Consider the following 23,502-nt stretch of genomic DNA (forward strand, 5'->3'; position numbering starts at 1 on the left):
CGCGCTATGGGCGATGTCATGATCGCCTGGACCGCCATAATCGCCCGCTCCCGACGTTGACGCTTCGTCACCGTCCGATCACGCCTGCCTTCACAATTTATCATTCCATTTGGGGAATCCGCCATGATTTCGCATGTTCTGCCGACTTATAACCGTGCTCCTGTCGCGTTCGAGCGGGGAGAGGGTGTCTGGGCCATCGCCACGGATGGTACCCGATATCTGGATCTGGGCGCGGGGATCGCGGTGAATGTGCTGGGTCATGCCAATCCCGATCTGGTGGCGGCATTGACCGGGCAGGCCGGGAAAATCTGGCATGTGTCCAACCTGTACCAGATCCCCGAACAGGAAAAACTGGCCGGGATGCTGGTCGAAAAGACCTTCGCCGATACGGTTTTCTTCACCAATTCCGGTACCGAGGCGGCCGAGCTTGCCATCAAGATGGCCCGGAAATACTGGAGCGATGCGGGTGATCCCGAGCGCATCGAAATCCTGACCTTCGAAGGCGCTTTTCATGGCCGCTCGACCGGGGCCATCGCCGCCGCCGGTTCGGAAAAGATGGTCAAGGGGTTCGGCCCGCTTCTGCCCGGCTTCCGGCAACTGCCCTGGGACGATATCGAGGCGTTGAAGGCCGCGATTACCGACCGCACTGCCGCCGTCATGCTGGAACCGATTCAGGGCGAGGGCGGCATCCGCCCGCTGGAGGATGCCGATCTGCGCGAGATCCGGGCGCTTTGCGACGAAACCGGCGCGTTGCTGATCCTGGATGAGGTGCAATGCGGTATGGGCCGGACCGGTCGGCTGTTCGCGCATGAATATGCCGGGATTGCGCCCGATATAATGATGGTCGCCAAGGGTATCGGCGGCGGTTTCCCACTGGGCGCGGTGCTGGCCACGGAAAAGGCGGCGGCGGGCATGGTCGCGGGCACCCATGGTTCTACCTATGGCGGCAATCCATTGGCCTGCGCGGTGGGGGCGAAGGTGATGGAGATCGTCGCCGATGACGCCTTCCTTGCCGAGGTGAACCGCAAATCCTCGCTGTTCCGGCAAAAGCTGGAAGGTCTGGTCGCCGCGCATCCTTCGGTATTCGAGGGCGTGCGCGGGCAGGGGCTGATGCTGGGGTTGAAATGCAAATTGCCGCCCGCCGATCTGGTCAAGGCCGGTTACGAGCAGCAAATCCTGACCGTGCCCGCCGCCGACAACACCCTGCGCCTGCTGCCGCCGCTGAACATCACCGAGGAAGAGATCGCCGAGGCGGTGGCAAGGCTGGACCGCGCCGCTGAAAGTCTGGATGCCTGACTACAGCTTCAGACCGGTCACCCGGGACGACCTGCCGATGCTGGCCGAATGGCTGAAGGCTCCGGCGGTCGCGGAATGGTGGCCGGATCCGAAGCATCAACTGGCACTGATTACCGAGGACCTCGACCAGCCCGCCATGCGACAGCTGATTGCTCTGCATGGCGAAACCCCTGTCGGATACGCGCAGCACTTCCCGGCGCATGAATGGGACGCCCCGCATCTTTACGATCTTCCGCAAGACGCCATTGCGATCGATGTCTTCAACGCGCCGGAAGGCTGGGGCTACGGCGGCGCCTGGTTGCGCGCGCTTGGCGATCTGCTTCTGCGCGAAGTATCGGCTCTGGTCATTGACCCCGCGCCTGAAAACGCCCGCGCCATTCGCGCCTATGAAAAGGCCGGATTCCACGGCGAAACGATCCGCAAGGACGGCGAGGGGCAACTCGCCCGGATCATGACCCGCCTCCGATGACTTCTTCTTTGCCGAAATACCTCGGGGGAGTCCGGCCTCAATTTTGAGGCCGGGCGGGGGCAGCGCCCCCTTGACCCCGCCGTCGCAAGCGGGCTTGCTGACCCAAATACGTGAAAGACATCCAGATGAAACATTTTCTAGACATCCACACGACCTCGAAAAGCGACCTGCGCCTGATCATCGATCAGGCTCTGGCGATGAAATCGGCCCGCAATGGCCGCCCCAAGGGCAGCTTTGACGATGAACAGCCGCTCGCCGGCCATATGGTCGCATTGATCTTCGAAAAGCCCTCGACCCGTACCCGCGTCAGCTTTGATGTCGGTGTGCGGCAGATGGGCGGGCAGACCATGGTGCTGTCGGGCAGTGAAATGCAGCTTGGCCATGGCGAGACGATTGCCGATACCGCGCGGGTTCTGTCGCGCTATGTCGATCTGATCATGATCCGCACATTCGAGGAAGCCACGCTTCAGGAAATGGCCGAATATGCCAGCGTGCCAGTCATCAACGGGCTGACCAACCGCACCCATCCCTGCCAGATCATGGCCGATGTGATGACCTTCGAGGAACATCGCGGCCCGATCCGGGGCAAGAAGGCGGTCTGGGTGGGTGACGGCAACAATGTCTGCGCCAGCGTGATCCATGCCGCCGGGCAGTTCGGCTTCGATTTCACCTTTACCGGGCCTCCGCCGCTCGATCCCGAGGCCGAGGCGCTTGATTTCGCCCGTTCGCAGGGTGTCGGTGTCACCATCGAGCGCGACCCCCACAAGGCGGTCGAGGGCGCCGATCTGGTCTTTGCCGATACATGGGTCAGCATGCATGATCCGCAATCGGCCAAGGAACGGCGGCATAATCAGCTGCGCGGCTATCAGGTGAATGAAGAACTGATGGCGAAGGCAAAGCCCGATTCGCTGTTCATGCATTGCCTGCCCGCCCATCGCGAGGACGAGGTGACCAGCGCCGTCATGGACGGCCCGCATTCCGTTATCTGGGACGAGGCAGAGAACCGGCTGCATGCCCAGAAGGCGGTTCTGCGTTATTGTCTGGGTGTGTAACCCGCTGTCATAAACCCTTCGCATAATCGTTGCGGTCGCGTTACACGGCGCTCTTAACTCTTCGGCGAAAGGCTCGTTTCCGGGCCTTCCCAGCATTCGCCAGGAGAGCGCCATGAACGATCAGAACCATTCGCGTCATGTCTTCCGGACCAGCCAGCTTGAAAATGCCGACGGTCCCGGTCTGAACCCCACGAATAACCGTACCATGGGCGAGATCATTGCCGCCCGTTTCTCGCGCCGGGGCTTTCTTCGTGGCTCGATGGCGGCCACGGCGATCTCGGCCACGGTCAGCCCGATCGCGCTGCTGGCGGCGGATGATGCACATGCGCAAGAGGCAGTCGAAGGCTCGGCCTTCAATTTCCCCGAGGTCAAGGCGGGCGTCGATGCCGATCATCACGTGGCCGAAGGCTATGACGCCGATGTGCTGCTTCGCTGGGGTGACAAGGTTTTCGCAGATGCGCCGGAATTCGATCCGGCGAACCAATCCCAGGCCGCGCAAGAGCGTCAGTTCGGCTATAATAACGATTTCGTCGGTTTCATCCCGCTGGAAGGGGCCGATGATCACGGATTGCTGGTGGTGAACCACGAATATACCAATGAGCATTTGATGTTTCCCGGAATCGTCACGATCAAGGATGGCGAGATCGAGCTTGCCGCCGCGACCGAGGATCGGGTGAATATCGAAATGGCGGCACATGGCGGCACGGTGATCGAGATCCGCAAGACGGACGGCAAATGGCAGCCGGTTCTGGATGGCAAGCTGAACCGCCGCATCACCGCCAGGACCCCGATGGAGATCAGCGGTCCGGCTGCTGGCCATGCCCGTCTGCAAACCAATGCCGATCCGACCGGCAAGGAAGTGCTGGGTACGATCAATAACTGTGCCGGTGGTGTGACGCCCTGGGGCACCTACATCATGGCCGAGGAAAATATCCACGGTTATTTCATGGGCACATTGCCCGAAGACCATCCCGAGACCGCGAATTACGAGCGGATGGGCATTCCCGAAGAAAGCTATGCCTGGGGCGAATTCGAGGACCGCTTCGATATCTCGAAGGAACCCAACGAGCCGAACCGTTTCGGCTGGGTCGTCGAGGTCGATGTGATGGATCCGGAATCCAGGCCGAAGAAACGCACGGCTCTGGGCCGCTTCAAGCATGAAGGCGCGGAAAGCGCGGTTGCGGCCGATGGCCGTGTTGTCTTCTACCTGGGCGATGACGAGCGTTTCGATTACGTCTACAAATTCGTGACCGCGGGCAAATATAATCCCGACGATCGCGCCGCGAATATGGATCTGCTGGATGCCGGCACGCTTTACGTCGCCCGTTTCGACGAGGACGGAACGATGGAATGGCTGCCGATGACCCATGGCGAAGGCGTGCTGACTGCCGAAAACGGCTTTGAATCGCAGGCCGATATTCTGATCGAGACACGCCGCGCCGCCGATCTGCTGGAAGCCACGCCGATGGACCGCCCGGAAGATATCGAGCCCGATGCCGCGAAGGGCAAGGCCTATGTCATGCTGACCAACAACACCAATCGGGAAGAAGCGAATGCCGCCAACCCGCGGGTCGAAAACGCTTTCGGTCACATCATCGAGATTTCCGAAGACGGCGGCGATCTGGCTGCGACCAGCGGACGCTGGGAAATTCTGGTGCAATGCGGCGATCCCTCGATCGCCGAGGTCGGCGCCACATTCTCGACCGCGACCACCGAGGATGGCTGGTTCGGCATGCCCGATAATTGCGCGGTCGACAGCGATGGCCGGCTGTGGGTTACGACCGACGGCAATACGCCGGCCGATACCGGCCGTACCGACGGCCTTTGGGCTTTGGATACCGAAGGATCGGCGCGCGGCACCTCGCGGCTTTTCTACCGGGTGCCGGTCGGCGCCGAAATGTGCGGCCCATGTCCGACCCCCGACCTGACGACCTTCTTCGTCGCGGTCCAGCATCCGGGCGACGGGGGTGATGACTGGGAAGGCCATGGCCGCCCGTCCTATTACGAAGATCTTTCGACCCGCTGGCCGGATTTCAGCGACGATATGCCGGTGCGTCCCGCGGTCGTCGCAATCACGAAACAGGATGGCGGCAAGATCGGCGCTTGAGGGGACGATGCCGGGGAAACAGCGCCGGCTCTGCCCGAAAAACGCGGAATCGCCGGTTGCGTCTTCTTCACTCAAATATCCTGCGGGGGCGCGGGGGGCGGGAAGCCCCCTGCCGTCGCGGGACGCAGTCCTTTCAGCGAACCGCCTTGACGCCTTCCAGAATCAATGTCGTCGCAAGTTTGGCGTAATCCTCGCGGCTGACCGGACCTTCGTCGCGGAACCACATATAGACCCAGTTCAGCATACCGAAAAGCGACATGGTGACCGGCATCAAAAGCGGGCGTTCGGGCCGGTCGAGTATGGGATGGATCTCGCAGATGACGGCCGAGAAATGCCTGACGATCCGCCGCTCCAGTTGCAAAAGCCGGGCCCGCTGATCGTCGGATAGGGCCGATCCGGCATTCAGCTGCACGATATGCTGGTCATCCGCGCCCCGATATTCCTCGAGCATCGTCAGAACCAGTTTCTCCAGCCTTTGACCGGGCGGAAGATCGGGATCCGTTGCCTGCTGCAAGGCCGTCTCCAGCTCTTTCAGATGGGTGTGGATGATTGCGAATATCAACGCGTCCTTGGACGGATAATAATGATACAGCAATGACTTCGAGACGCCCGCTTCCAAGGCGATCTGCGACATCGATGCCTTGTCCATGCCCTGTGTCGCAAAGACATGCGCGGCGGTCAGCAGCAATTGATGCTGCTTTTCCTCGAAATCCTCTGCTCGCGTCCGTGCCATCGGCGACAGGGCTCCTTCACATGTCGGGTCCGGGGCGGGAAAATGAGCACCCATACCCCCGGGTTACGGATTTTGCCAGCGCGCAGGGGGCCTGTGCCTAATCTGGCCGGTTGTCCACCACCCGCCTGGCCTTGCCTTCGGAACGGGCGACGCCGTCGGGATCATGGACCTCGATCTTCGTCGAGATCCCTATGACCGATTTGATGTGATGCGTAAGCTCATGCGCGGATGCCTGCCGCGCTTCGCCGGTGCCCCGGTTGGCGGTGCATTCCACATGAACCGTCATGACGTCCATCCGATCCTTGCGGGTCAGTTCGATCTGGAAATGCGGGGCAAGACCCCTGCATTTCAGGATCTGCTCTTCGATCTGGGTCGGAAAGACATTCACGCCGCGCAGGATGATCATGTCGTCGCTACGGCCGGTAATCTTCTCGACCCGCCGCATCGAGCGCGCGGTGCCCGGCAATATCCGTGTCAGATCGCGGGTGCGGTAGCGGATGATCGGCAGACCTTCCTTGGTCAGTGTGGTGAAAACCAGTTCGCCCATTTCACCATCGGGCAGCACCGTGCCGGTCTGCGGGTCGATGATCTCGGGATAGAAATGATCCTCCCAGACATGCAGCCCGTCCTTGGACTCTACGCATTCATTCGCCACGCCCGGCCCCATCACCTCGCTGAGGCCGTAGATATCGACCGCATGCATGTTGAAGGCCCGTTCGATCTCTTGGCGCATGGCATTGGTCCAGGGCTCCGCCCCGAAGATGCCGACCTCAAGTGAGCTTTCACGCGGGTCCAGCCCCTGACGGTGAAATTCGTCAAGGATAGACAGCATGTAGGATGGCGTCACCATGATGATGCGCGGTTTGAAATCCTGTATCAGCGTGACCTGCCGCGCGGTCATGCCGCCCGAGATCGGGACCACGGTGCAGCCCAGCCGTTCGGCGCCGTAATGCGCGCCAAGCCCGCCGGTGAACAGACCGTAGCCATAGGCGATATGCGCGATATCGCCGCTACGGCCGCCGCTGGCCCGGATCGAGCGGGCCATCATGTCGGCCCAGATGTCGATATCGTTCTTCGTGTATCCGACCACGGTCGGCTTGCCGGTCGTGCCCGATGACGCATGGATGCGCACCAGTTTTTCGCGCGGGACCGCGAACATGCCGAAAGGATAGGTATCGCGCAGATCCTGCTTCAGGGTGAAGGGGAAACGGGCAAGATCGGCCAATGTCGTGAAATCACCGGGATGCGCGCCGTGATCGTCGAAGCGCTTGCGATAGAAGGGCGAGTTTTCATAGGCATGTCGCAGCGACCAGGCCATCCGCTTTTCCTGCAGGGCGGTGATCTCGTCTCGGCTGGCCATCTCGATCGGGTCGAGGATGTCGGGGCTGGGCCTCAGGTCGTTCATCGGGTTTCTCCCTCGGGATACCGGTTAACCGGCAGCGTTGTCATTCGGCAGCATTGCCTTGCCGAGACTGCGCGAATGGCCGCGAAATTCGGCGATCACGGTGCCGTCTTCGCGTGTGATCCGGATATCGTAGATGCCAGAGCGGCCCCTGCGTGATACCTCCTGCGCCGTGGCCGTTAGCCGGTCGCCAAGCATGCCGGGCGCGATATAGGTGATCGTGCAATGCTGCGCGACGGTGACCTGATTATAGCTGTTGCAGGCGAATGCGAAGGCACTATCCGCCAGCGTGAACAGGAAACCACCATGCGCATTGCCGTGGCCATTGGTCATCCGCTCGGTCAGGGTCATCTGGAGGGTGGCCTCGCCGGGGGCGATATGGGTGATTTCCATGCCCATTTGCTGCGAAGCGCAGTCATCGGACCACATCTGGCGGGCGCAGGCTTCGGCCAGTTCCTGCGGTGTCATGTCAGCCCCCGTCCGGAATCAATGACCGCAGGCCAGCCGGGTAGATAGTGCGATCAATTCTCGGAAATTCGACTATATCTGGTAATGTCATCCGCTCCTCCGCGCCCTCCTCCGCCGGGCGATGAGGTTATTTTTTGCATAAACCGTCCGGTCGGTCAATGATACAGAAAGAGAGCGGAGGGAAACGCTCCTGAGAGAGAAGAAAACAATGAAGACCGCGACAATGACCGCATTCGCAATGCTGTCCGGCATGGATGCATTGTCCGGCTGAAGGCGGCGATGCACCAGCCGGACGAAACCCTGGGCGCAGCGGCCACGCCGGGCCTGATGCGGTGGGACGCCAACATGATCGCGGGAATGGCACCCGGCAATGAGCCGTGAACGGGCCCGATCTCACATCTCCATGATTGCAAGCATGAACTGGCCGCAGACCGGCAGATTGCAGCGGCAGCCCCTTGCGTTAACCATTCAAATACGTGACTGTGCGTCCGGAACGACGGCTTCGGCCTTGTATGAAAAGGAGAGGACTATGGCTTTCACCCTTCCCGATCTTCCCTATGCCCATGATGCGCTGGCCGGTGCGGGCATGTCGAAAGAGACGCTGGAATTTCACCACGACAAGCACCACAACGCCTATGTCGACAAGCTGAACGAACTGGTCGCCGGCACCGAGTGGGAAGGCAAGTCGCTGGAAGACATCGTCAAGGGCACCTACAGCAAGGGCGCCGTGGCTCAGAACGGTATCTTCAATAATGCCAGCCAGCACTGGAACCACACCCAGTTCTGGGAAATGATGGCTCCGAATCCGGGTGCCATTCCTTCGGAACTCGAAAAGGCGTTGACCGAATCCTTCGGCTCGGTCGATGAGTTCAAGAAATCGTTCAGCGAAAACGGTGTGGGTCAGTTCGGCTCGGGCTGGGTCTGGCTGGTCAAGAATGCCGACGGCTCGCTTGCCGTGACCAAGACCGAGAACGGCGTCAACCCGCTATGCTTCGATCAGATTGCGCTGCTGGGCTGCGATGTCTGGGAACATTCCTATTACATCGATTTCCGCAATGCGCGCCCGAAATACCTGTCGAACTTCCTCGACAATCTGGTGAACTGGGAAAACGTCGCATCGCGTCTGTAACCCGGATCCGCGCGGCTTCCATGTGAAACCGCCAGGTATCAGCAAGATCAGGGGCCGGATGCCGATCCGGCCCTTTTTCATGGCAATCCTGCGGGTCTTGGGGAACGATAAACCGTTTGCCATTCCATATCGCGTGGATGCGCATCAACGACGTGAATTGCGCATGCCGGGGCGTTTTTCCACATCGGGCGCGGCCAGAAGTCGCGCGTATTCCACGCTTTCCACGGGAATCAGGGCGATCTTGCCCCTGGCATCGTGATACAGCCCATAACCATGCCTTTTCACCAGGGGCGAGGCGCGCAAGCAGGCTTTGGGTGTCGAGAAGAAGCTGACAGCATCGATCGGCCCTTTGCGTTCATTCTCGACGGCAAGAAGCAACTCGTCCGAAGTCAGCCCATAGGGGCTGTCATTCAGCATCGCATATTGCCGCCCCGCGATCGTGTCCTGTCTGGCCGGTGGGGCTGCGGTTGCGGCCGGGCAATCGGGTGAGACGGTGATCAGCGTATTGTGGTAATTTGTAGTATGCATCATGCTTTCTTTCCTCTGCGAGAAAGAAGGTAACACGGGATGCCGCTGGCGGGCAGATATATCGTTGGTTTCGCGCGTACCACTGTCTCAGTTATGCGGCCTGGTGGATAGCGGCAGCCTGATCGTCGCCCGCAATCCGCATTCCGGCATGTTCTCAAGCGTGATCATGCCACCATGGGCCGCGATGATGTTTCTGGCGATGGCAAGGCCCAGCCCCGCGCCTCCGGTTTCCTGATTCCTGCTTTCGTCGCCGCGCACGAAGGGCTCGAACATCGCGTCCAGCCGGTCGGGCGGTATTCCGGGTCCGTCATCCTCGACCGTGATGATCGCTGCCTCCGCATCGCGCAAAAGCGCGACCTGCGCCGATGTGCCGAAACGCCGCGCATTATCCACCACATTCCCGATGGCCCGGCCCAGCGCGACCGGGCGGCCCGTGACATATGCGTTTCGCCGGCACAGGAAACTCACGCCGCGCTCATCGCACAGCCGGGAAAGGAGGGCGCCAAGGTCAAGCATTTCGCTTTCCTCGCCGTCTCCCGCGCCACGGGCATAGGCGACGAGGCCGTTCACCATGACCGTCATATCCTCAAGTGTCCGGATCATCGGGATGGCCTCTTCTTCGTCCAGCATTTCCGCGCGAATCCGCAAGGAGGTGATCGGCGTGCGAAGATCGTGCCCGACCGCGGCAAGCATGCGCATGCGATCGGCGTCGAAACGGCCGATGCGGTCCTGCATCTCGTTGAAGGCTCGCGCGGCCTCGCGCAACTCACCTGCGCCGGATTCGCTGACCCGGATTTCGCGGTTCCCATGCCCGGCAGCACGCGCGGCCCGGGCCAGTTCGGTCAGTGGCCGGGTCAGGCGCCTGACGAAGATCAGCCCCACGCCCAGCACGGATAAAAGCGACAGGCCAAGGAAAACCGGTAGAACCGTGCCGCGCGCGCCGGGCGGACGAAACCAGTTTCCACGTGAAATCACGTTGAGCCATAGCGGCGGCTGTCCATCGGCATGTGCAAGCTGGACCGAGACGGCAAGTGTTTCGAAACGCGGCCCCATCGGAGGTGGCCCGCTCATGCGATGCGACAGGACGGCGCCGCGGATTTCGCGGCCGGGCAGGGCTTCGGCAAGGGATGCGGTCAGATTGCGCAAAGGGCGCGGTGCCTCCCGTCTGTCCTGAACGATCGGCCGGGGGCCGATCACGTATCGCGTGAGCCTGTTGGATGCGTCATGGGCGATTTGCCTGCGAAGCGGCGGCGCGGCGGATTCAAGCGCGGGAACGATCGAGGCGATCCGTTCGATCTCGCGCGCCTCGCGAAGGTTTCGCTCGGATTGTCCGCGCTGGACAAACAGAAGCGCGCTGGCCACGATGCCTGCCGCCAGCAGGACAGTAATCAGCAGCACCGCGAAACGACCCGCCAGACCGTCGGGCAGGATGCGCGGTACGGTTCTCACAGCGTTTCCACCGGAGCGGCAAGCATATAGCCGCCGCCCCATTCCGTGACGATCAGGCGGGGGGATTTGGGATCGTCCTCGATCTTGCGGCGCAGGCGGCTGACGGTGTTGTCGATGGCGCGGTCATAGGCTTTGGCATCCCGCCCGGCGGTCAGGTCAAGCAGGCGGTCCCGCGAAAGAACCGTCTGCGCGTGGTCCAGCAAAACCGTCAGCAGCCGGTTCTCGCCCGAGGTCAGTACCACATGCCGCCCATCCGCGTGGCGCAGCTCTTGCGTGGCGGGCGCGTGCTCCCATCCGGCAAAGCGGCGCCGCGCCGCGGTTATGGTGGGTGCAGGCATCGGCGCGCGGCGCAGCACGGCACGGATCCGGGCCAGCAATTCGCGCGGGTTGAAGGGCTTGACCACGTAATCGTCGGCGCCAAGCTCCAGCCCGACGATCCGGTCGGTTTCATCCGCCATCGCCGTCAGCAGGATGACCGGAGGGCCGCCGCGTGCCGTCAGCCACCGGCAGATGCTCAGCCCGTCCTCCCCCGGCATCATCACATCCAGCACGATCAATGCGAGACTGGCTTCCTCGATGATGCGCCGCGCCTCGATGCCATTCGCGGCCAACTGTGTGCGATATCCCTGCTTGCGCAGATACTGGCCCAGCGATTCCCGGATATCGCGGGCGTCGTCGACGATCAGGATCTGGGGTTCGGCAGCCTCCAATTTTCCGGGCCTTTCGGTTCTGGGGTCGGATGGGTTCATTTATTGCCAGTTTCGCCGCAATTCCCATAGCAGGCCAAGCCGTGGCCGGCGTTTTTTGTCGCAATTTGTATCAGTGCGGCGCATTGCGACAATCCACGACAATACAGCGCCGGGGCTGACAAACATTTCGGCCACGATCCGGCTAGATCAGGGATATCGGAGGCGCGGCCTTCGGAAATTCAAGATCAAAGGATGATTACATGAAAACCTCGAAATTTCTCCCTGCCGGTTTCGCTGCGCTTGTCATGATCGGTGCAGGGGCAATGGTCGCCACTGCGCAATCGGCCCCGGACCAGCCGGCCCCGGATCAGGCCGCACCAGAGCAATCGGCCCCTGAACAAGCTGCCCCGCGCCAGCCCGGTGCGGATAAGGCGCATGGACCGATGGAGGGTAAACGGTTTCACCGGGCGCATTTCCGTCCGGATCACGGGAAACACCACCGGTTTGGCCCCGGCAAGGGCGGTGAAATCTTCCGCGACGTGTTCGAGGCGGCCGATGCCGACAAGGACGGCACGGTCACGCGGGAAGAGCTTGACGCCTATCGCGCGGACCGTGTCTCTGCGGTCGATGCGGATGGCGACGGCGCATTGTCGATCGAGGAATTCGACACGCTTTACCGTGAACTTACCCGTTCGCGCATGGTCGATGCGTTCCAGTCGCTGGATCATGACGGCGATGGCGTGATCAGTGCCGAGGAAATGGACAAGCGGGTTAACCGCATGGTCGAGCGTCTTGACCATGACGGCGACGGCGCGCTGTCCCTGAAACCCGGCCCCAAGGGCAGATAGGCCCGGTCGCAGAGGGGCGGGGTGTTTCGACCCCGGAACGCCTTGCCCCCGATTCCTTGCGCAAAGGTGATGACGGCTTATGCGAGGCCGTCATTTTCCAATGTCAGAGTGATGCGGTCGCCCGCGAACCAAGTACGGCCGAATTCCACCGGTTTGCCGTCCGGATCGACATTGATCGAGGTCGCATAGATCAGCGGCGCGCCTTCGCGAAGCCGCAGATGCAGCGCCTGGGTCGCGGTGGCCAGTCTTGCACTGATGCGGGTCGAGGCGCGGGTGTAATCGGCCACGCCCGCCTGCTGCAACGCATGGGTCACGCCCTTGCCCTCGCGCAGGGCCTCGGCGATTCCGGGCAGGCGGGTTTGTGGGAACAGGCTTTCGCTTAGCGAGACCGGCTGTGCATCGGCCAATGAATAACCGTGGGAAACACAGATCATATCGCCTTGTGCAAGCGCCAGCGGTGCGGCCTCCTCGGCCGTTGCTTCCCTGCTTTCAATGCCAAGGATCCGCAGTTCGGGCAGGCGTCCTGCGGCAAGCAGATTCCGGCGAAACCGGACCCGGCGTCCCAGCGGATAATCCATCGGCCGTGCCAGCACATAGACGCCCGAGCCGCGCCTGCTATGCACCAGCCCTTCTTCCTTCAGCAGGGTCAATGCGTGGCGGACCGTATGACGGTTGACCCCGAACCGCTCGGCCAGCGCCAGTTCACCCGGCATTTTATCGCCGGGGCCATAGCGGCCCTCGGCGATATCGTCACGCAGACTGGCGGCGATTGCCTGCCAGAGCGGGGTTTTTCCTGTGTTGTTACCCAAAATTCACAAAACTCCGGTGGCGGTTTCGGCGCGGTTATGGCAAAATATGTATAGTTGTATAGAATTATCTGGAAGTTGTCGAGATGCCTCTGAACACTCCCGAGAATGGCGCGCGCCGCGACTGGCTGGGTTGCCTTGCCCGTGCGCCCGAAGGCCGGGCTGCGCAATTGCTGACCTCGGCCGGTCTTGCGCCTGAATTCGAATATCTGCGCCCGCCCGAGATCGGCAGCGTCATGCTGCGCGGGCGTATGGGGGGCAGCGGTGGCCCCTTCAATCTGGGCGAGATGACGGTGACGCGCTGTTCGCTGAAGCTGGCCACGGGCGAGGTCGGGCATGGCTATGTGCAGGGGCGGCGCCGGGACGACGCGCAGGCTGCCGCCTTGGTCGATGCACTGATGCAGACCGGAATGGCGACCGAGATCCGGCACAAGGTTCTGGACCCGCTTTACGCCGAGGAACAGACCCGTCGCGCGGCGCGGGCCGGGAAGGCGGCGCAGACGAAAGTGGAGTTTTTCACCATGGTGCGCGGGGAGGATTGAGCATGGATGACCTGACCCTTGCCGGAGGCTTTTCCGATCCGGCCCAGCAATCCGCGCAAGCGTTCCGCGCGGTGATGTCGGCGCTGGCCCGGCCCGGCAGGATCGAGGCGGTGCGGGGCGCGGAACCCCCCGCACCGCTGTCGCCGGCGGCGGGCGTGGTGCTGCTGACCCTGTGCGATCCCGAGACGCCGATCCACCTGACGCCTTCGTTTGATCTGCCATCGCTGCGTCAATGGATCGGCTTTCATGCGGGTGCGCCGATTGCCGGGGCCGATGAATGCAGCTTTGCGATTGGCCCTTGGGACGAGTTGTTGCCGCTGGATCGTTTCCCCCAGGGGACGTCGGAATATCCCGACCGTTCGGCCACCCTGATCGTCGAAACCCCGCTGCTGGAGGCAAGGGGCGCGACGCTGCGAGGTCCCGGCATTCGCGACACCGCCGAATTGTCGCTGCCCGAGATTGTCGCGTTCCAGCGGAATGCCCGGGCCTTTCCCTTGGGTCTCGATTTCATTTTCACCTGCGGGGACCGGCTTGCCGCCCTGCCGCGCAGTACGGAGGTTGCCTGATGTATGTTGCCGTCAAGGGTGGTGAACGCGCCATCGACAATGCCCATGCCTGGCTGGCCGAGGAACGGCGCGGCGATGCCGGGGTGACAGAGCTTTCGACGGAACAGATCCGCGAACAACTGGCGCTTGCCGTCAATCGGGTGATGGCCGAGGGCTCGCTTTACGATCCCGATCTTGCAGCGCTGGCGATCAAGCAGGCGCGTGGCGATCTGATCGAGGCGGTTTTCCTGATCCGCGCCTATCGCACGACGTTACCCCGGTTCGGCCATGCCCGGCCCGTCGATACCGCTGCCATGCGCTGCGAGCGGCGGATCTCGGCGACGTTCAAGGATTTGCCGGGCGGACAGGTGCTGGGGCCGACCTTCGATTACACGCATCGGCTGCTTGACTTCAAACTGGCCGCCGACGGCGAAGCGCCCCGGATGCCCGCGCCGCCCGCCGAGTCGCAGCCGGTTCCCCATGTCACCGGATTCCTTAACCGTGAGGGGCTGATCGAAGAGGCCGCGCCGGATGATACACCGCCCCCCGATCTGACGCGCGAGCCGCTGGAGATGCCCGCCAGCCGCCCGCTGCGCCTGCAATCCCTGACCCGCGCGGATGAAGGCTTTACCCTTGCGCTCGCCTATTCGACGCAACGCGGCTATGCCCGCAACCATGCTTTCGTGGGCGAGTTGCGGATCGGGGCGGTCGCCGTCGAGATGGATATCCCCGAGCTTGGCTTTGCGATCGAGATCGGCGAGGTGACCCTGACCGAATGCGAGACGGTGAACCAGTTCAAGGGCTCGAAGACCGAGCCGCCGCAATTCACCCGCGGATATGGTCTGGTCTTTGGCCAGTCCGAGCGCAAGTCGATCTCGATGGCGCTGGTCGACCGGGCGCTGCGATGGGAGGAACTGGGCGAGGATTTCACCGGCGCACCGGCGCAGGATACCGAATTCGTCCTGTATCACGCCGATAATATTCAGGCGACCGGCTTTCTCGAACATATCAAGCTGCCGCATTACGTCGATTTCCAGTCCGAACTGGAACTGGTGCGCAAGCTGCGGCGCGAGGCCGGGGCGGGCGACACCCCCGAACAGATGGAGGCCGCGGAATGAGCGACGATTACAATTTCGCCTATCTGGATGAGCAGACCAAGCGGATGATCCGCCGCGCGATCCTCAAGGCGCTTGCGGTTCCCGGCTATCAGGTGCCCTTTGCCAGTCGCGAGATGCCGATGCCTTATGGCTGGGGCACTGGTGGCGTACAGGTCACTGCCGCAACCCTGACGCCCGATGACCGGCTGAAAGTGATCGATCAGGGGGCGGACGACACCACCAATGCCGTCTCGATCCGCAAGTTCTTCGAGCGGACGGCAGGGGTCGAGGTCGTGACCTCTACCAGCGAGGCCAGCATCATCCAGACCCGCCACCGCATCCCCGAGGAACCGCTGAGCGACGATCAGATCCTTGTCTATCAGGTGCCGATCCCCGAGCCGCTGCGCTTTCTGGAACCGCGCGAAAGTGAGACGCGCAAGATGCACGCGCTTGAGGAATACGGGCTGATGCATGTCAAACTGTACGAGGATATCGCCCGCCACGGTCATATCGCCACTGCCTACGCCTATCCGGTCAAGGTCGAGGGGCGTTACGTGATGGATCCTTCCCCCATCCCGAAATTCGACAATCCCAAGATGGAGATGGCCGCGATCCAGCTTTTCGGCGCCGGACGGGAACAGCGAATCTATGCGCTGCCGCCCTGGACCCGCGTTGTCTCGCTTGATTTCGAGGATCATCCTTTCGATCCTTCGAAGGCCGAGCATCCGTGCGCCCTGTGCGGGGCGGCGGATTCCTATCTGGACGAGGTGATCACCGACGATCAGGGCGGGCGGATGTTCGTCTGCTCGGATACGGATTACTGCGAAAGCCGCCGCGCGGCGGGACATCGCGGCGAATTGGCGGAGGATGCGGCATGACGCCCTTGCTGAGTGTCAGGAATATCACGAAGCGCTATGGCCCGCATCTGGGCTGCGGCGATATCTCGTTCGATCTGTATCCCGGCGAGGTGATGGGTATCGTCGGCGAATCCGGTTCGGGGAAATCCACGCTGCTCAATTGCCTTGCCACGCATATCCCGGCGGATAGCGGTCAGGTGATCTTCGATACCCGTGCGGATGGCCCCCGCGACGTGCTGCGGATGCCCGAGGCCGCGCGCCGGATGCTGTCGCGCACCGACTGGGCCTTTGTGCATCAGCATGCCCGCGACGGGTTGCGCATGGGCGTCAGTGCCGGCGGCAATATCGGAGAGCGGCTGATGGCGGTCGGTGGGCGCAACTATGGCACGATCCGCGCAGCGGCGGGCGACTGGCTGGGCCGGGTCGAGATCAGCGAAAGCCGCATCGATGACCGCCCCTCGACCTTTTCCGGGGGAATGCAGCAGCGTTTGCAGATTGCCCGCAATCTGGTCACCGGCCCGCGCCTGATCTTCATGGACGAGCCGACCGGCGGGCTGGATGTTTCGGTTCAGGCGCGGCTTCTGGATCTGCTGCGCGGGCTGGTGCGGGATATGGGATTGTCGGCTATCGTCGTGACCCATGATCTGGCGGTGGTGCGTCTGCTGGCGCATCGGCTGATGGTGATGAAAGACGGTCATGTCGTGGAAAGCGGGTTGACCGATCAGGTGCTGGACGATCCGCAGCATGGCTATACGCAGCTTTTGGTCTCTTCGGTTTTGCAGGTGTGAGATGATACGGATATCAGACGTTTCCAAGACATTTACCCTGCATAATCAGGGCGGTGCCGAAATCGCCGTGATGGCGGGCGCGGCATTGCAGGTCGCCCCCGGCGAATGCGTTGCACTGACCGGCAGTTCGGGTGCCGGAAAATCCACGCTGATGCGGATGATCTATGGCAATTATCTGGCGGCTGGCGGGGCGATCCATGTCGGCGATACCGATGTGACACGGGCCGAACCGCGCAAGATCCTTGCCATGCGGCGCGAGGTGCTGGGCTATGTCAGTCAGTTCCTGCGCGTGGTGCCCCGTGTGCCGACGCTGGATGTCGTGGCCGAGCCGTTGCTGATGCTGGGCGCGGGTCCGGATGAGGCCCGCGACCGTGCCGCCAGCCTGTTGCGGCGGCTGCGTATTCCGGAAAACCTGTGGCCGTTGTCGCCCACGACCTTTTCGGGCGGCGAGCAGCAGCGGGTGAATATCGCCCGCGGCTTCTGCCACGAATATCCGGCCCTTTTGCTGGATGAACCCACCGCCAGCCTTGATGCCGCCAATCGTGAAACCGTGCTGTCGCTGATCGAAGAGGCCAAGGCGCGCGGGGCCGCCATTGTCGGAATTTTCCACGATGAGGCGGCGCGGAACAGGGTTTGCGACCGCGAGATTGATGTTTCGGGTTTCACCCCCGCGAAGGCCGCGTGATGGCGGGGCGGCTGATCGGCGTTGTTGGCCCCTCGGGTGTGGGCAAGGACAGCGTGATGCGGGCGCTTGTGCGGGCGCAACCCGAATTGGCACTTGTTCGCCGCGTAATCACCCGCGCGCCGGAAAGCGGCGGCGAGGATTACGAACCGGTCAGTGAGGCCGAATTCCGTCGCCGTGCGGATGCGGGCGAATTCTGCCTGCAATGGCAGGCGCATGGGCTGCATTACGGCATCCCCGCCGATATTTCGCAGCGGATCGCCGCAGGCGCGGAAATGCTGGTGAACCTGTCGCGCGGGGTACTGAACGCGGCGCAGGCGCAATTCCCCGATCTTCTGGTCCTGAACATCACCGCCCGCCCCGAGACGCTGGCGGCGCGTCTGCGCGGCCGGGGGCGCGAGGATGAGGCGCAGATCGCGCTTCGCCTGTCGCGCGATGCCGGGGCGTTTCCGCCGGGGCTGCAACTGGCGCAGATCGACAATGACGGCTCGTTTGATGAGGCCGTGCAGCAGGCGCTTCTGGCGCTTTATCCGGTGAGGGCGTAGCGTTGGATCAACTGAAACATCCCGTCCGGACGTTGCCCCACCAATGCGATATTGTCGATGATATAGGGGCGCGGCAGCGCGGGCAGGCGGCGGGCGATTTCACCCTGGAACCGGGTCAGATCGCCATCGTCCAGATTGCCGGTCAGGGTCATGTGAAAGCGGAATTCCTCCAGCACATAAGGATAACCCCAGTCGCGCAGCAACTCGTCCTGCCGGGGGCTGAGGCCGGATTTGCGGCGGCGCGCCAGTTCGGCGGGTTCGGGTGGGGTGCGGAACCCGTCCAGCGCCGTCACGCATTCCCCGGCAAGCGCGTTCAGGGCGGTCGTGTCGCCGACCGGACGAAGCGCCAGAAAATTGCCCAGCCGATCAAGGGTCAACCCCTCCAGAACCACCGGGGATTGGCTGGCGGTCAGTTGCGCAAGCGCGCTTTGCAATGCGTCGGTCGTCGCCCCTGCCGCCAGCCGGAAGGGCGGTTTCAGCGTCGCGTGGAAGCCATATTTGCGCGGCGCCTCGGTCGCATCGGCGATTTTCGGCAGATCGGGTTGCAGAGCGGATTCGCCCGTCAGACAATCCCAGCCAAGCCACTGGGCGCCAAACTGCGCCAATGCGCCTTCGGGCGGCAGATAATAGATTGCAAACCGGATATGAGATGACATGGACAAGCCCCTTGTTTCCCCCGAATTACCTGTTCAGCATGATGATCACATGACAGAAGAGACCTGCCTTGCCAATGCCCGGATCGTGCTGGAAGATCGCGAGATTACCGGGCAGCTGATCATCAGCGGCAACCATATCGCCCGGATCGTTGAAACCGCCGCCGTGCCGCGTGGCGCAGTCGATCTTGAGGGCGATTACCTGATCCCCGGCCTGATCGAATTGCATACCGACAACCTTGAACAGCATCTCGAGCCCCGCCCCGAAGTCTCGTGGCCGCATGAGGCGGCACTGATCGCCCATGACGCCGAACTTGCATCCTGCGGCATCACCACGGTGTTCGACGCGCTGCGGATCGGGTCGACCGCATCGGGCAAGGGGCGTGACCGCCGTTATGCAAGGCAACTCGCCTCGGAACTGATCACGCTGCGCGAGGCGGGGGCGCTGCGGATCGGGCATTTCATCCATCTGCGGGCCGAGATCTGCTCGGAAACGCTGCTTGAGGAGCTTGCCGAATTCACGCCGCAGGACCGCATCGGCCTGATCAGCCTGATGGATCACACGCCAGGACAGCGGCAGTTCCGGGATATCGACAAGCTGCGCGAATATATGCAGGGCAAACGCGGCATGAGCGAGGAAGAGTTTCAGCACCATATCGCCATGCTGAAGGAGTTGCATGACCGCAATGGAACGCGGCACGAAGCCGCCGCGGTCGAGACTGCGCATAAACTGGGCGTGCTGTTGGCCAGCCATGACGATACGACTGCGGCGCAGGTCGCGGTATCCGCACGGCATGGCGTGCGGCTGGCGGAGTTTCCCACCACGCTGGAAGCTGCCGAAGCCTGCCGCGAGGCCGGAATCGCCGTGATGATGGGCGCCCCGAATATCGTGCGCGGCGGGTCGCATTCCGGCAATGTCTCGGCGCGGGAACTGGCCGATCACGATCTGCTGGATATTCTGTCATCGGATTACGTGCCTGCCGCGCTGTTGCTGGCGGCTTTCCGTCTGGCAGAGATATGGGGTGATCTGCCCCGTGCCATCCGCACCGTCACGCTGGCGCCGGCGCAGGTCAGCGGGCTGGACGATCGCGGAACGCTGGCCGAGGGAAAACGCGCCGATCTTGCGCGGGTCGCGACGTATAACGGCAACCCGATCGTACGGGCCGGCTGGAGTCAGGGGAAACGGATCGCATAGGTTGCCGTGAACCGTCGCTATTGCAAGTAGCCATCCCGGCCTGCATTGACCTTATGCGGGAATTTCTGGCATTTCTGTCGATCTCGCGCCACGATGAGCCGGGGCGGAGTGACGGAATCGGAAATGGATAGCGGCAATATACAACTCGTCCGGCGGCTCGAGCGGGCCAGCGTGCTGGTCGTCGATGATGAGCCGGGAATGCGCAATTTCCTGGTCAAGACGCTGACGCCCTATTGCCTGCATGTGGCCGAGGCCGGGAATGCCGATCAGGCCGCCGCGCTTCTGGCGCAGCGGCATTTCGACGTGATGATCCTGGACAACATGATGCCCGGGAAAAAGGGCATCGACTGGTTGGCCGAGCAGCGGGACAGCGGCGGCTTCACCGATACGATCATGGTCACCGCCTATGCCGATCTGGAAACCGCTATCGAGGCGATGCGGGCGGGGGCCACGGATTTCGTGCTGAAACCGTTCCGCTCGAACCAGCTTCTGAACGCCGTGGGCCGCTGTATCCAGATGGCGCAGTTGCGGCGCGAGAACATGTTGCTGAAACGCGAGCTGGAAGGTCAGGATATCGGTCAGCAGCGCCGCGAACTGATCGGATCCTCTGCCGCGGTTTCTGCCACCCGCGCGATGCTGGCCCGGATCCGCGATGTCTCTACTCCGGTCCTGCTGACCGGGGCGTCGGGGACAGGCAAAGAGGTGGCGGCGCGGCATATGCATTCCACCTCGAAGCGGGCCGAGGCGCCATTCGTGCCGATCAACTGCTCGGCCATTCCGGCGGAACTGATCGAAAGCGAATTGTTTGGCCATGTCGCGGGGGCGTTTCCCGGCGCAAGCCATGCGCGCGAAGGGCTTTTGCCATCGGCGCAGGGCGGCACGGTGTTTCTGGATGATGTCACGGGCCTTAGCCCATCGGCGCAATCGGCGCTGCGGCGCGTGATCGAGGATGGCACGGTTCGCCCGGTCGGGGCAGAGCGCGAGATAAGGCTTGATCTGCGCTTCGTGCTTGCCACCAGCCGGGCATTGGAGCGTGAGGTCGCCGAAGGCCGTTTCCGCGAAGATCTGTTCTTCCGCATCAATGTCGTCGAATTGCGGATGCCAACTCTGGCCGAACGTGAAACGGATATCATCGAACTGGCCGAACTGTTCCTGCGCGAAATTGCCTCGAGGCTGGCGCTGCCGCCGCTAGAGATCGACCACGCGACACGCGCGGCGCTGCTAAGGCATGACTGGCCGGGCAATATCCGGGAATTGCGCAATTTCATCGAAAGATCGCTGATTTTCGGGCGCTTCCCGCTGGAAACCCTGTCGCCGGGGGGCGAACAGGATGCGATCGCGCCGCTGGCACAGGTCGAGCGGCGCGAGATCCTGCGGGCGCTTGATGCGACCGATGGCAACCGCTCGGAGGCGGCGCGGCGGCTTGGGGTGTCCCGCAAGACCATCGACCGCAAATGCGCCTCCTGGGGATTGTGACCCATGTCGGGGCTTGGCCGTCTGTTTCGCTCGGTCCGGGTACGGCTTCTGGTGATCGCGTTGCTGCCCATGCTGGTGCTGTTCCCGGTGATTCTTGGCGGCGCGATGCTGCGCTGGTCGGGAAAGATGGACAATCTGCTGATCGTCAAGGTCAACAGCGATCTGACGATTGCGGATCAGTATCTGCAGCATCTGCTTGAAAATTCGGGGGAGCGGCTGGATGCCGTGGCGCATTCGGTTGCCTTTCAGACAGCACTGAGTTCAGGTGAGCAGGACGATTTCATTGCGGAACAACAAAAACGGCTTGGGCTGGATTTTCTTTACCTTTCGGATGGCGGCAGGACGCCCGGCGGTTTCGTTCCGGGCGACTGGCCGGTTGTGCAGGACGCGCTTGCCGGCGAGCCGCACAGCGCCATAGACATATTCCTGCCCGATCAGCTTGATGCATTGTCGCAAGGGCTGTCGGAACGCGCTACTGTCCGGCTTGTGCCGACCCGTGCCGCCGTGCCGACGGATCGCAGCACCGAGGATCGCGGCATGGTTATTCATTCCGCCGCGCCGGTGATCATGCCCGACGGATCGCGCCGCGCGCTTGTCGGTGGGCTGCTGCTGAACCGCAACCTTGATTTCATCGATACGATCAACGCGCTTGTTTATCGCGAACGGTCGCTGCCGCAGGGCAGCCAGGGCACCGCGACACTGTTTCTGGACGATGTCCGTATCTCGACCAATGTGCGCCTGTTCGAAAACCTTCGCGCTCTTGGCACCCGGGTTTCGGCCGAGGTGCGCCAACAGGTGCTGGGTGAGGGCGCGACATGGCTCGATAGCGCCTTTGTGGTCAATGACTGGTATATCTCGGCCTATCAGCCAATCATCGACAGCAAGGGCCAGAAGGTCGGGATGCTGTATGTCGGTTTTCTGGAAGCGCCTTTCCAGCGCCAGAAAACCAATACGATTGTCGTGCTGACGCTGGTTTTCCTGCTGGTCGCGGGGCTTTCGGTGCCGATCTTCCTGCGTTGGGCAGGCCGGATTTTCCTGCCGCTCGAACGGATGACCCAGACCATCACCCGGGTCGAAGAGGGCGACCTGAACGCCCGCAACGGGCTGTCAGATGGCAGTGGCGAGATTGCGCAGGTGGCGCAGCATCTCGACGGTTTGCTGGATGCGGTGCAGGAGCGCGATCGGCAATTGCGCGGCTGGGGCGAAAGCCTGGAACAGAAGGTCGAGGAACGCACAAGGGATTTGCAAGAGGCCAATACCAAGCTCGAGCGCGCGACCGAGCGGCTTATCATGTCGGAAAAACTGGCCGCCGTGGGCGAGATCACCGCCGGGGTCGCGCATGAGATCAATAATCCCATCGCGGTCATTCAGGGCAATCTGGACGTCGCGCGGGATTTGCTGGGCGAGGATGTCAGGAAGGTCGAAACCGAGTTCCGGCTGATCGACGATCAGGTTTACCGCGTCGGTGTGATCGTTTCGAAACTGCTGCAATTTGCCCGCCCGGCCGAGTATTCGGGGGCGGCCAATGTGATCCTGCCTTCGGAAGTCGCGCGCGACTGTCTGGTGCTGACCCGCAGGCAGATCGAGAACGCGCAGATCGAGGTGCGCACGGATTTTTCGTCATTATGCCCGGTGCTGATGGAAAGGACCGAGCTTCAGCAGGTGATCGTCAACCTGCTGCTGAATGCGGTTCATGCCATGCCCGAGGGCGGAATCCTGACCCTGAGCGTGGTGGATGAGGATGAGCAGGTCGTCATCCGTGTCGAGGATACCGGCACCGGTATCCCGGCAGATACGCTGAAACGCATCTTCGATCCGTTCTTCACTACCAAGCTGGCGCAGGGCACCGGGCTGGGTCTGTCGATCAGTCAGCAGCTTGTGAGCCGAATCGGTGGGCGCATTTCGGCCAGTTCCAGCCCGGGTGAGGGAAGCTGTTTCGAAATTGTTCTGCCTATCGCCTCCGATCAGTGAAATGGACAAAATGTCCCGGTTTGGTGACCGTCCTGCAATGGCTGCGGACGGAATGTCCCGATTATCCGAAAGCTATTCCTTCGTGATGGACAAAATGCGCATAAGATATTGAAATTAATTAAAAAAATCAATTGACCCATAAGGTTCTCCTAACCACAATCCCCGCAGTAACATG

24 protein-coding genes are annotated in these 23,502 nt (G+C 62.2%); 16 read left to right on the plus strand and 8 right to left on the minus strand.

Features of this window, described 5'->3' with window-relative positions:
- Nucleotides 1–123 precede the first annotated feature (123 nt).
- The 4 genes from Q0601_RS11580 (at nt 124) to Q0601_RS11595 (ending at nt 4,924) form a co-directional block, all read left to right on the plus strand.
- Nucleotides 124–1,296, plus strand: coding sequence for an aspartate aminotransferase family protein (locus Q0601_RS11580; protein WP_305289988.1), 1,173 nt, complete (start codon nt 124–126; stop codon nt 1,294–1,296).
- Nucleotides 1,289–1,765 (plus strand): GNAT family N-acetyltransferase, encoded by a 477-nt coding sequence (locus tag Q0601_RS11585; RefSeq protein ID WP_305289989.1) that lies wholly within the window; start codon nt 1,289–1,291, stop codon nt 1,763–1,765. Before Q0601_RS11580 ends, Q0601_RS11585 begins: the two co-directional genes overlap by 8 nt.
- A 125-nt stretch (nt 1,766–1,890) precedes the next feature.
- The gene (argF, locus tag Q0601_RS11590) at nt 1,891–2,817 is read left to right on the plus strand and encodes an ornithine carbamoyltransferase (RefSeq protein ID WP_305289990.1); all 927 of its coding nucleotides are present in this window, start codon (nt 1,891–1,893) and stop codon (nt 2,815–2,817) included.
- Between the two features lie 112 nt (nt 2,818–2,929).
- Nucleotides 2,930–4,924 carry a PhoX family protein gene (locus tag Q0601_RS11595; protein WP_305289991.1) on the plus strand — a complete coding sequence of 665 codons (1,995 nt, stop codon included), beginning with the start codon at nt 2,930–2,932 and terminating at the stop codon, nt 4,922–4,924.
- A 133-nt stretch (nt 4,925–5,057) separates the two neighbouring features.
- Here Q0601_RS11595 and Q0601_RS11600 read toward each other — a convergent pair whose 3' ends face one another.
- From Q0601_RS11600 to paaI, 3 genes are all read right to left on the minus strand, one after another.
- A complete protein-coding gene (locus Q0601_RS11600; protein WP_305289992.1) occupies nt 5,058–5,657 on the minus strand; it encodes a TetR/AcrR family transcriptional regulator in 600 nt (199 codons plus the stop codon).
- Nucleotides 5,658–5,754: 97 nt separating this feature from the next.
- Complete coding sequence (gene paaK, locus Q0601_RS11605; RefSeq protein WP_305289993.1) at nt 5,755–7,062, minus strand: phenylacetate--CoA ligase PaaK; 1,308 nt, start codon at nt 7,060–7,062, stop codon at nt 5,755–5,757.
- Nucleotides 7,063–7,086: 24 nt separating this feature from the next.
- Nucleotides 7,087–7,527 carry a hydroxyphenylacetyl-CoA thioesterase PaaI gene (paaI, locus tag Q0601_RS11610; protein ID WP_305289994.1) on the minus strand — a complete coding sequence of 147 codons (441 nt, stop codon included), beginning with the start codon at nt 7,525–7,527 and terminating at the stop codon, nt 7,087–7,089.
- A gap of 529 nt (nt 7,528–8,056) precedes the next feature.
- Here paaI and Q0601_RS11615 point away from each other — a divergent pair.
- Entirely contained in the window at nt 8,057–8,656 is a 600-nt protein-coding gene (locus Q0601_RS11615; RefSeq protein WP_305289995.1) for a superoxide dismutase, read from the plus strand.
- A gap of 144 nt (nt 8,657–8,800) precedes the next feature.
- On the opposite strand, the gene Q0601_RS11620 is transcribed toward Q0601_RS11615, so the two are convergent.
- The 3 genes from Q0601_RS11620 to Q0601_RS11630 form a co-directional block, all read right to left on the minus strand.
- Nucleotides 8,801–9,187 carry a DUF6157 family protein gene (locus tag Q0601_RS11620; protein WP_305289996.1) on the minus strand — a complete coding sequence of 129 codons (387 nt, stop codon included), beginning with the start codon at nt 9,185–9,187 and terminating at the stop codon, nt 8,801–8,803.
- A gap of 84 nt (nt 9,188–9,271) precedes the next feature.
- Nucleotides 9,272–10,633 (minus strand): ATP-binding protein, encoded by a 1,362-nt coding sequence (locus Q0601_RS11625; protein ID WP_305289997.1) that lies wholly within the window; start codon nt 10,631–10,633, stop codon nt 9,272–9,274.
- Nucleotides 10,630–11,382, minus strand: coding sequence for a response regulator (locus tag Q0601_RS11630; RefSeq protein ID WP_305289998.1), 753 nt, complete (start codon nt 11,380–11,382; stop codon nt 10,630–10,632). Before Q0601_RS11630 ends, Q0601_RS11625 begins: the two co-directional genes overlap by 4 nt.
- 200 nt (nt 11,383–11,582) lie before the next feature.
- On the opposite strand from Q0601_RS11630, the gene Q0601_RS11635 reads away from it, so the two are divergent.
- Nucleotides 11,583–12,170 carry a hypothetical protein gene (locus Q0601_RS11635; RefSeq protein ID WP_305289999.1) on the plus strand — a complete coding sequence of 196 codons (588 nt, stop codon included), beginning with the start codon at nt 11,583–11,585 and terminating at the stop codon, nt 12,168–12,170.
- Between the two features lie 77 nt (nt 12,171–12,247).
- Here Q0601_RS11635 and phnF read toward each other — a convergent pair whose 3' ends face one another.
- Complete coding sequence (phnF, locus tag Q0601_RS11640; RefSeq protein ID WP_305290000.1) at nt 12,248–12,979, minus strand: phosphonate metabolism transcriptional regulator PhnF; 732 nt, start codon at nt 12,977–12,979, stop codon at nt 12,248–12,250.
- 83 nt (nt 12,980–13,062) lie between these two features.
- On the opposite strand from phnF, the gene phnG reads away from it, so the two are divergent.
- Genes phnG through phnN form a run of 7 tightly spaced genes read left to right on the plus strand, consistent with a single transcriptional unit; the run spans nt 13,063 to nt 18,032 of the window.
- Nucleotides 13,063–13,518, plus strand: a complete 456-nt coding sequence (phnG, locus tag Q0601_RS11645) for a phosphonate C-P lyase system protein PhnG (RefSeq protein ID WP_305290001.1) — start codon at nt 13,063–13,065, stop codon at nt 13,516–13,518.
- Nucleotides 13,519–13,520: 2 nt separating this feature from the next.
- The gene (gene phnH, locus Q0601_RS11650; RefSeq protein WP_305290002.1) at nt 13,521–14,084 is read left to right on the plus strand and encodes a phosphonate C-P lyase system protein PhnH; all 564 of its coding nucleotides are present in this window, start codon (nt 13,521–13,523) and stop codon (nt 14,082–14,084) included.
- Entirely contained in the window at nt 14,084–15,181 is a 1,098-nt protein-coding gene (locus tag Q0601_RS11655; protein WP_305290003.1) for a carbon-phosphorus lyase complex subunit, read from the plus strand. The genes phnH and Q0601_RS11655 overlap by 1 nt, the downstream gene beginning before the upstream one ends.
- Nucleotides 15,178–16,038, plus strand: a complete 861-nt coding sequence (locus Q0601_RS11660; RefSeq protein ID WP_305290004.1) for an alpha-D-ribose 1-methylphosphonate 5-phosphate C-P-lyase PhnJ — start codon at nt 15,178–15,180, stop codon at nt 16,036–16,038. The genes Q0601_RS11655 and Q0601_RS11660 overlap by 4 nt, the downstream gene beginning before the upstream one ends.
- Complete coding sequence (gene phnK, locus Q0601_RS11665) at nt 16,035–16,805, plus strand: phosphonate C-P lyase system protein PhnK (protein WP_305290005.1); 771 nt, start codon at nt 16,035–16,037, stop codon at nt 16,803–16,805. Before Q0601_RS11660 ends, phnK begins: the two co-directional genes overlap by 4 nt.
- 1 nt (nt 16,806) lies before the next feature.
- Nucleotides 16,807–17,490, plus strand: coding sequence for a phosphonate C-P lyase system protein PhnL (gene phnL / locus Q0601_RS11670; RefSeq protein WP_305290006.1), 684 nt, complete (start codon nt 16,807–16,809; stop codon nt 17,488–17,490).
- The gene (gene phnN, locus Q0601_RS11675; protein ID WP_305290007.1) at nt 17,490–18,032 is read left to right on the plus strand and encodes a phosphonate metabolism protein/1,5-bisphosphokinase (PRPP-forming) PhnN; all 543 of its coding nucleotides are present in this window, start codon (nt 17,490–17,492) and stop codon (nt 18,030–18,032) included. The genes phnL and phnN overlap by 1 nt, the downstream gene beginning before the upstream one ends.
- Here phnN and Q0601_RS11680 read toward each other — a convergent pair.
- Nucleotides 18,014–18,688, minus strand: a complete 675-nt coding sequence (locus Q0601_RS11680) for a DUF1045 domain-containing protein (protein WP_305290008.1) — start codon at nt 18,686–18,688, stop codon at nt 18,014–18,016. The genes phnN and Q0601_RS11680 overlap by 19 nt on opposite strands.
- Nucleotides 18,689–18,737: 49 nt before the next feature.
- On the opposite strand from Q0601_RS11680, the gene Q0601_RS11685 reads away from it, so the two are divergent.
- The 3 genes from Q0601_RS11685 to Q0601_RS11695 all read left to right on the plus strand — a co-directional run bounded on the left by Q0601_RS11685 (nt 18,738) and on the right by Q0601_RS11695 (nt 23,327).
- A complete protein-coding gene (locus Q0601_RS11685) occupies nt 18,738–19,880 on the plus strand; it encodes an alpha-D-ribose 1-methylphosphonate 5-triphosphate diphosphatase (RefSeq protein WP_305290009.1) in 1,143 nt (380 codons plus the stop codon).
- 108 nt (nt 19,881–19,988) lie between these two features.
- Nucleotides 19,989–21,356, plus strand: a complete 1,368-nt coding sequence (locus Q0601_RS11690) for a sigma-54-dependent transcriptional regulator (protein ID WP_370656127.1) — start codon at nt 19,989–19,991, stop codon at nt 21,354–21,356.
- A 3-nt stretch (nt 21,357–21,359) separates the two neighbouring features.
- A complete protein-coding gene (locus Q0601_RS11695; protein ID WP_305290010.1) occupies nt 21,360–23,327 on the plus strand; it encodes a sensor histidine kinase in 1,968 nt (655 codons plus the stop codon).
- The last annotated feature ends 175 nt before the right edge of the window (nt 23,328–23,502 follow it).

It is taken from the genome of Paracoccus wurundjeri, assembly GCF_030678915.1.
GTDB classification, from domain to species: Bacteria; Pseudomonadota; Alphaproteobacteria; order Rhodobacterales; family Rhodobacteraceae; genus Paracoccus; species Paracoccus onubensis_A.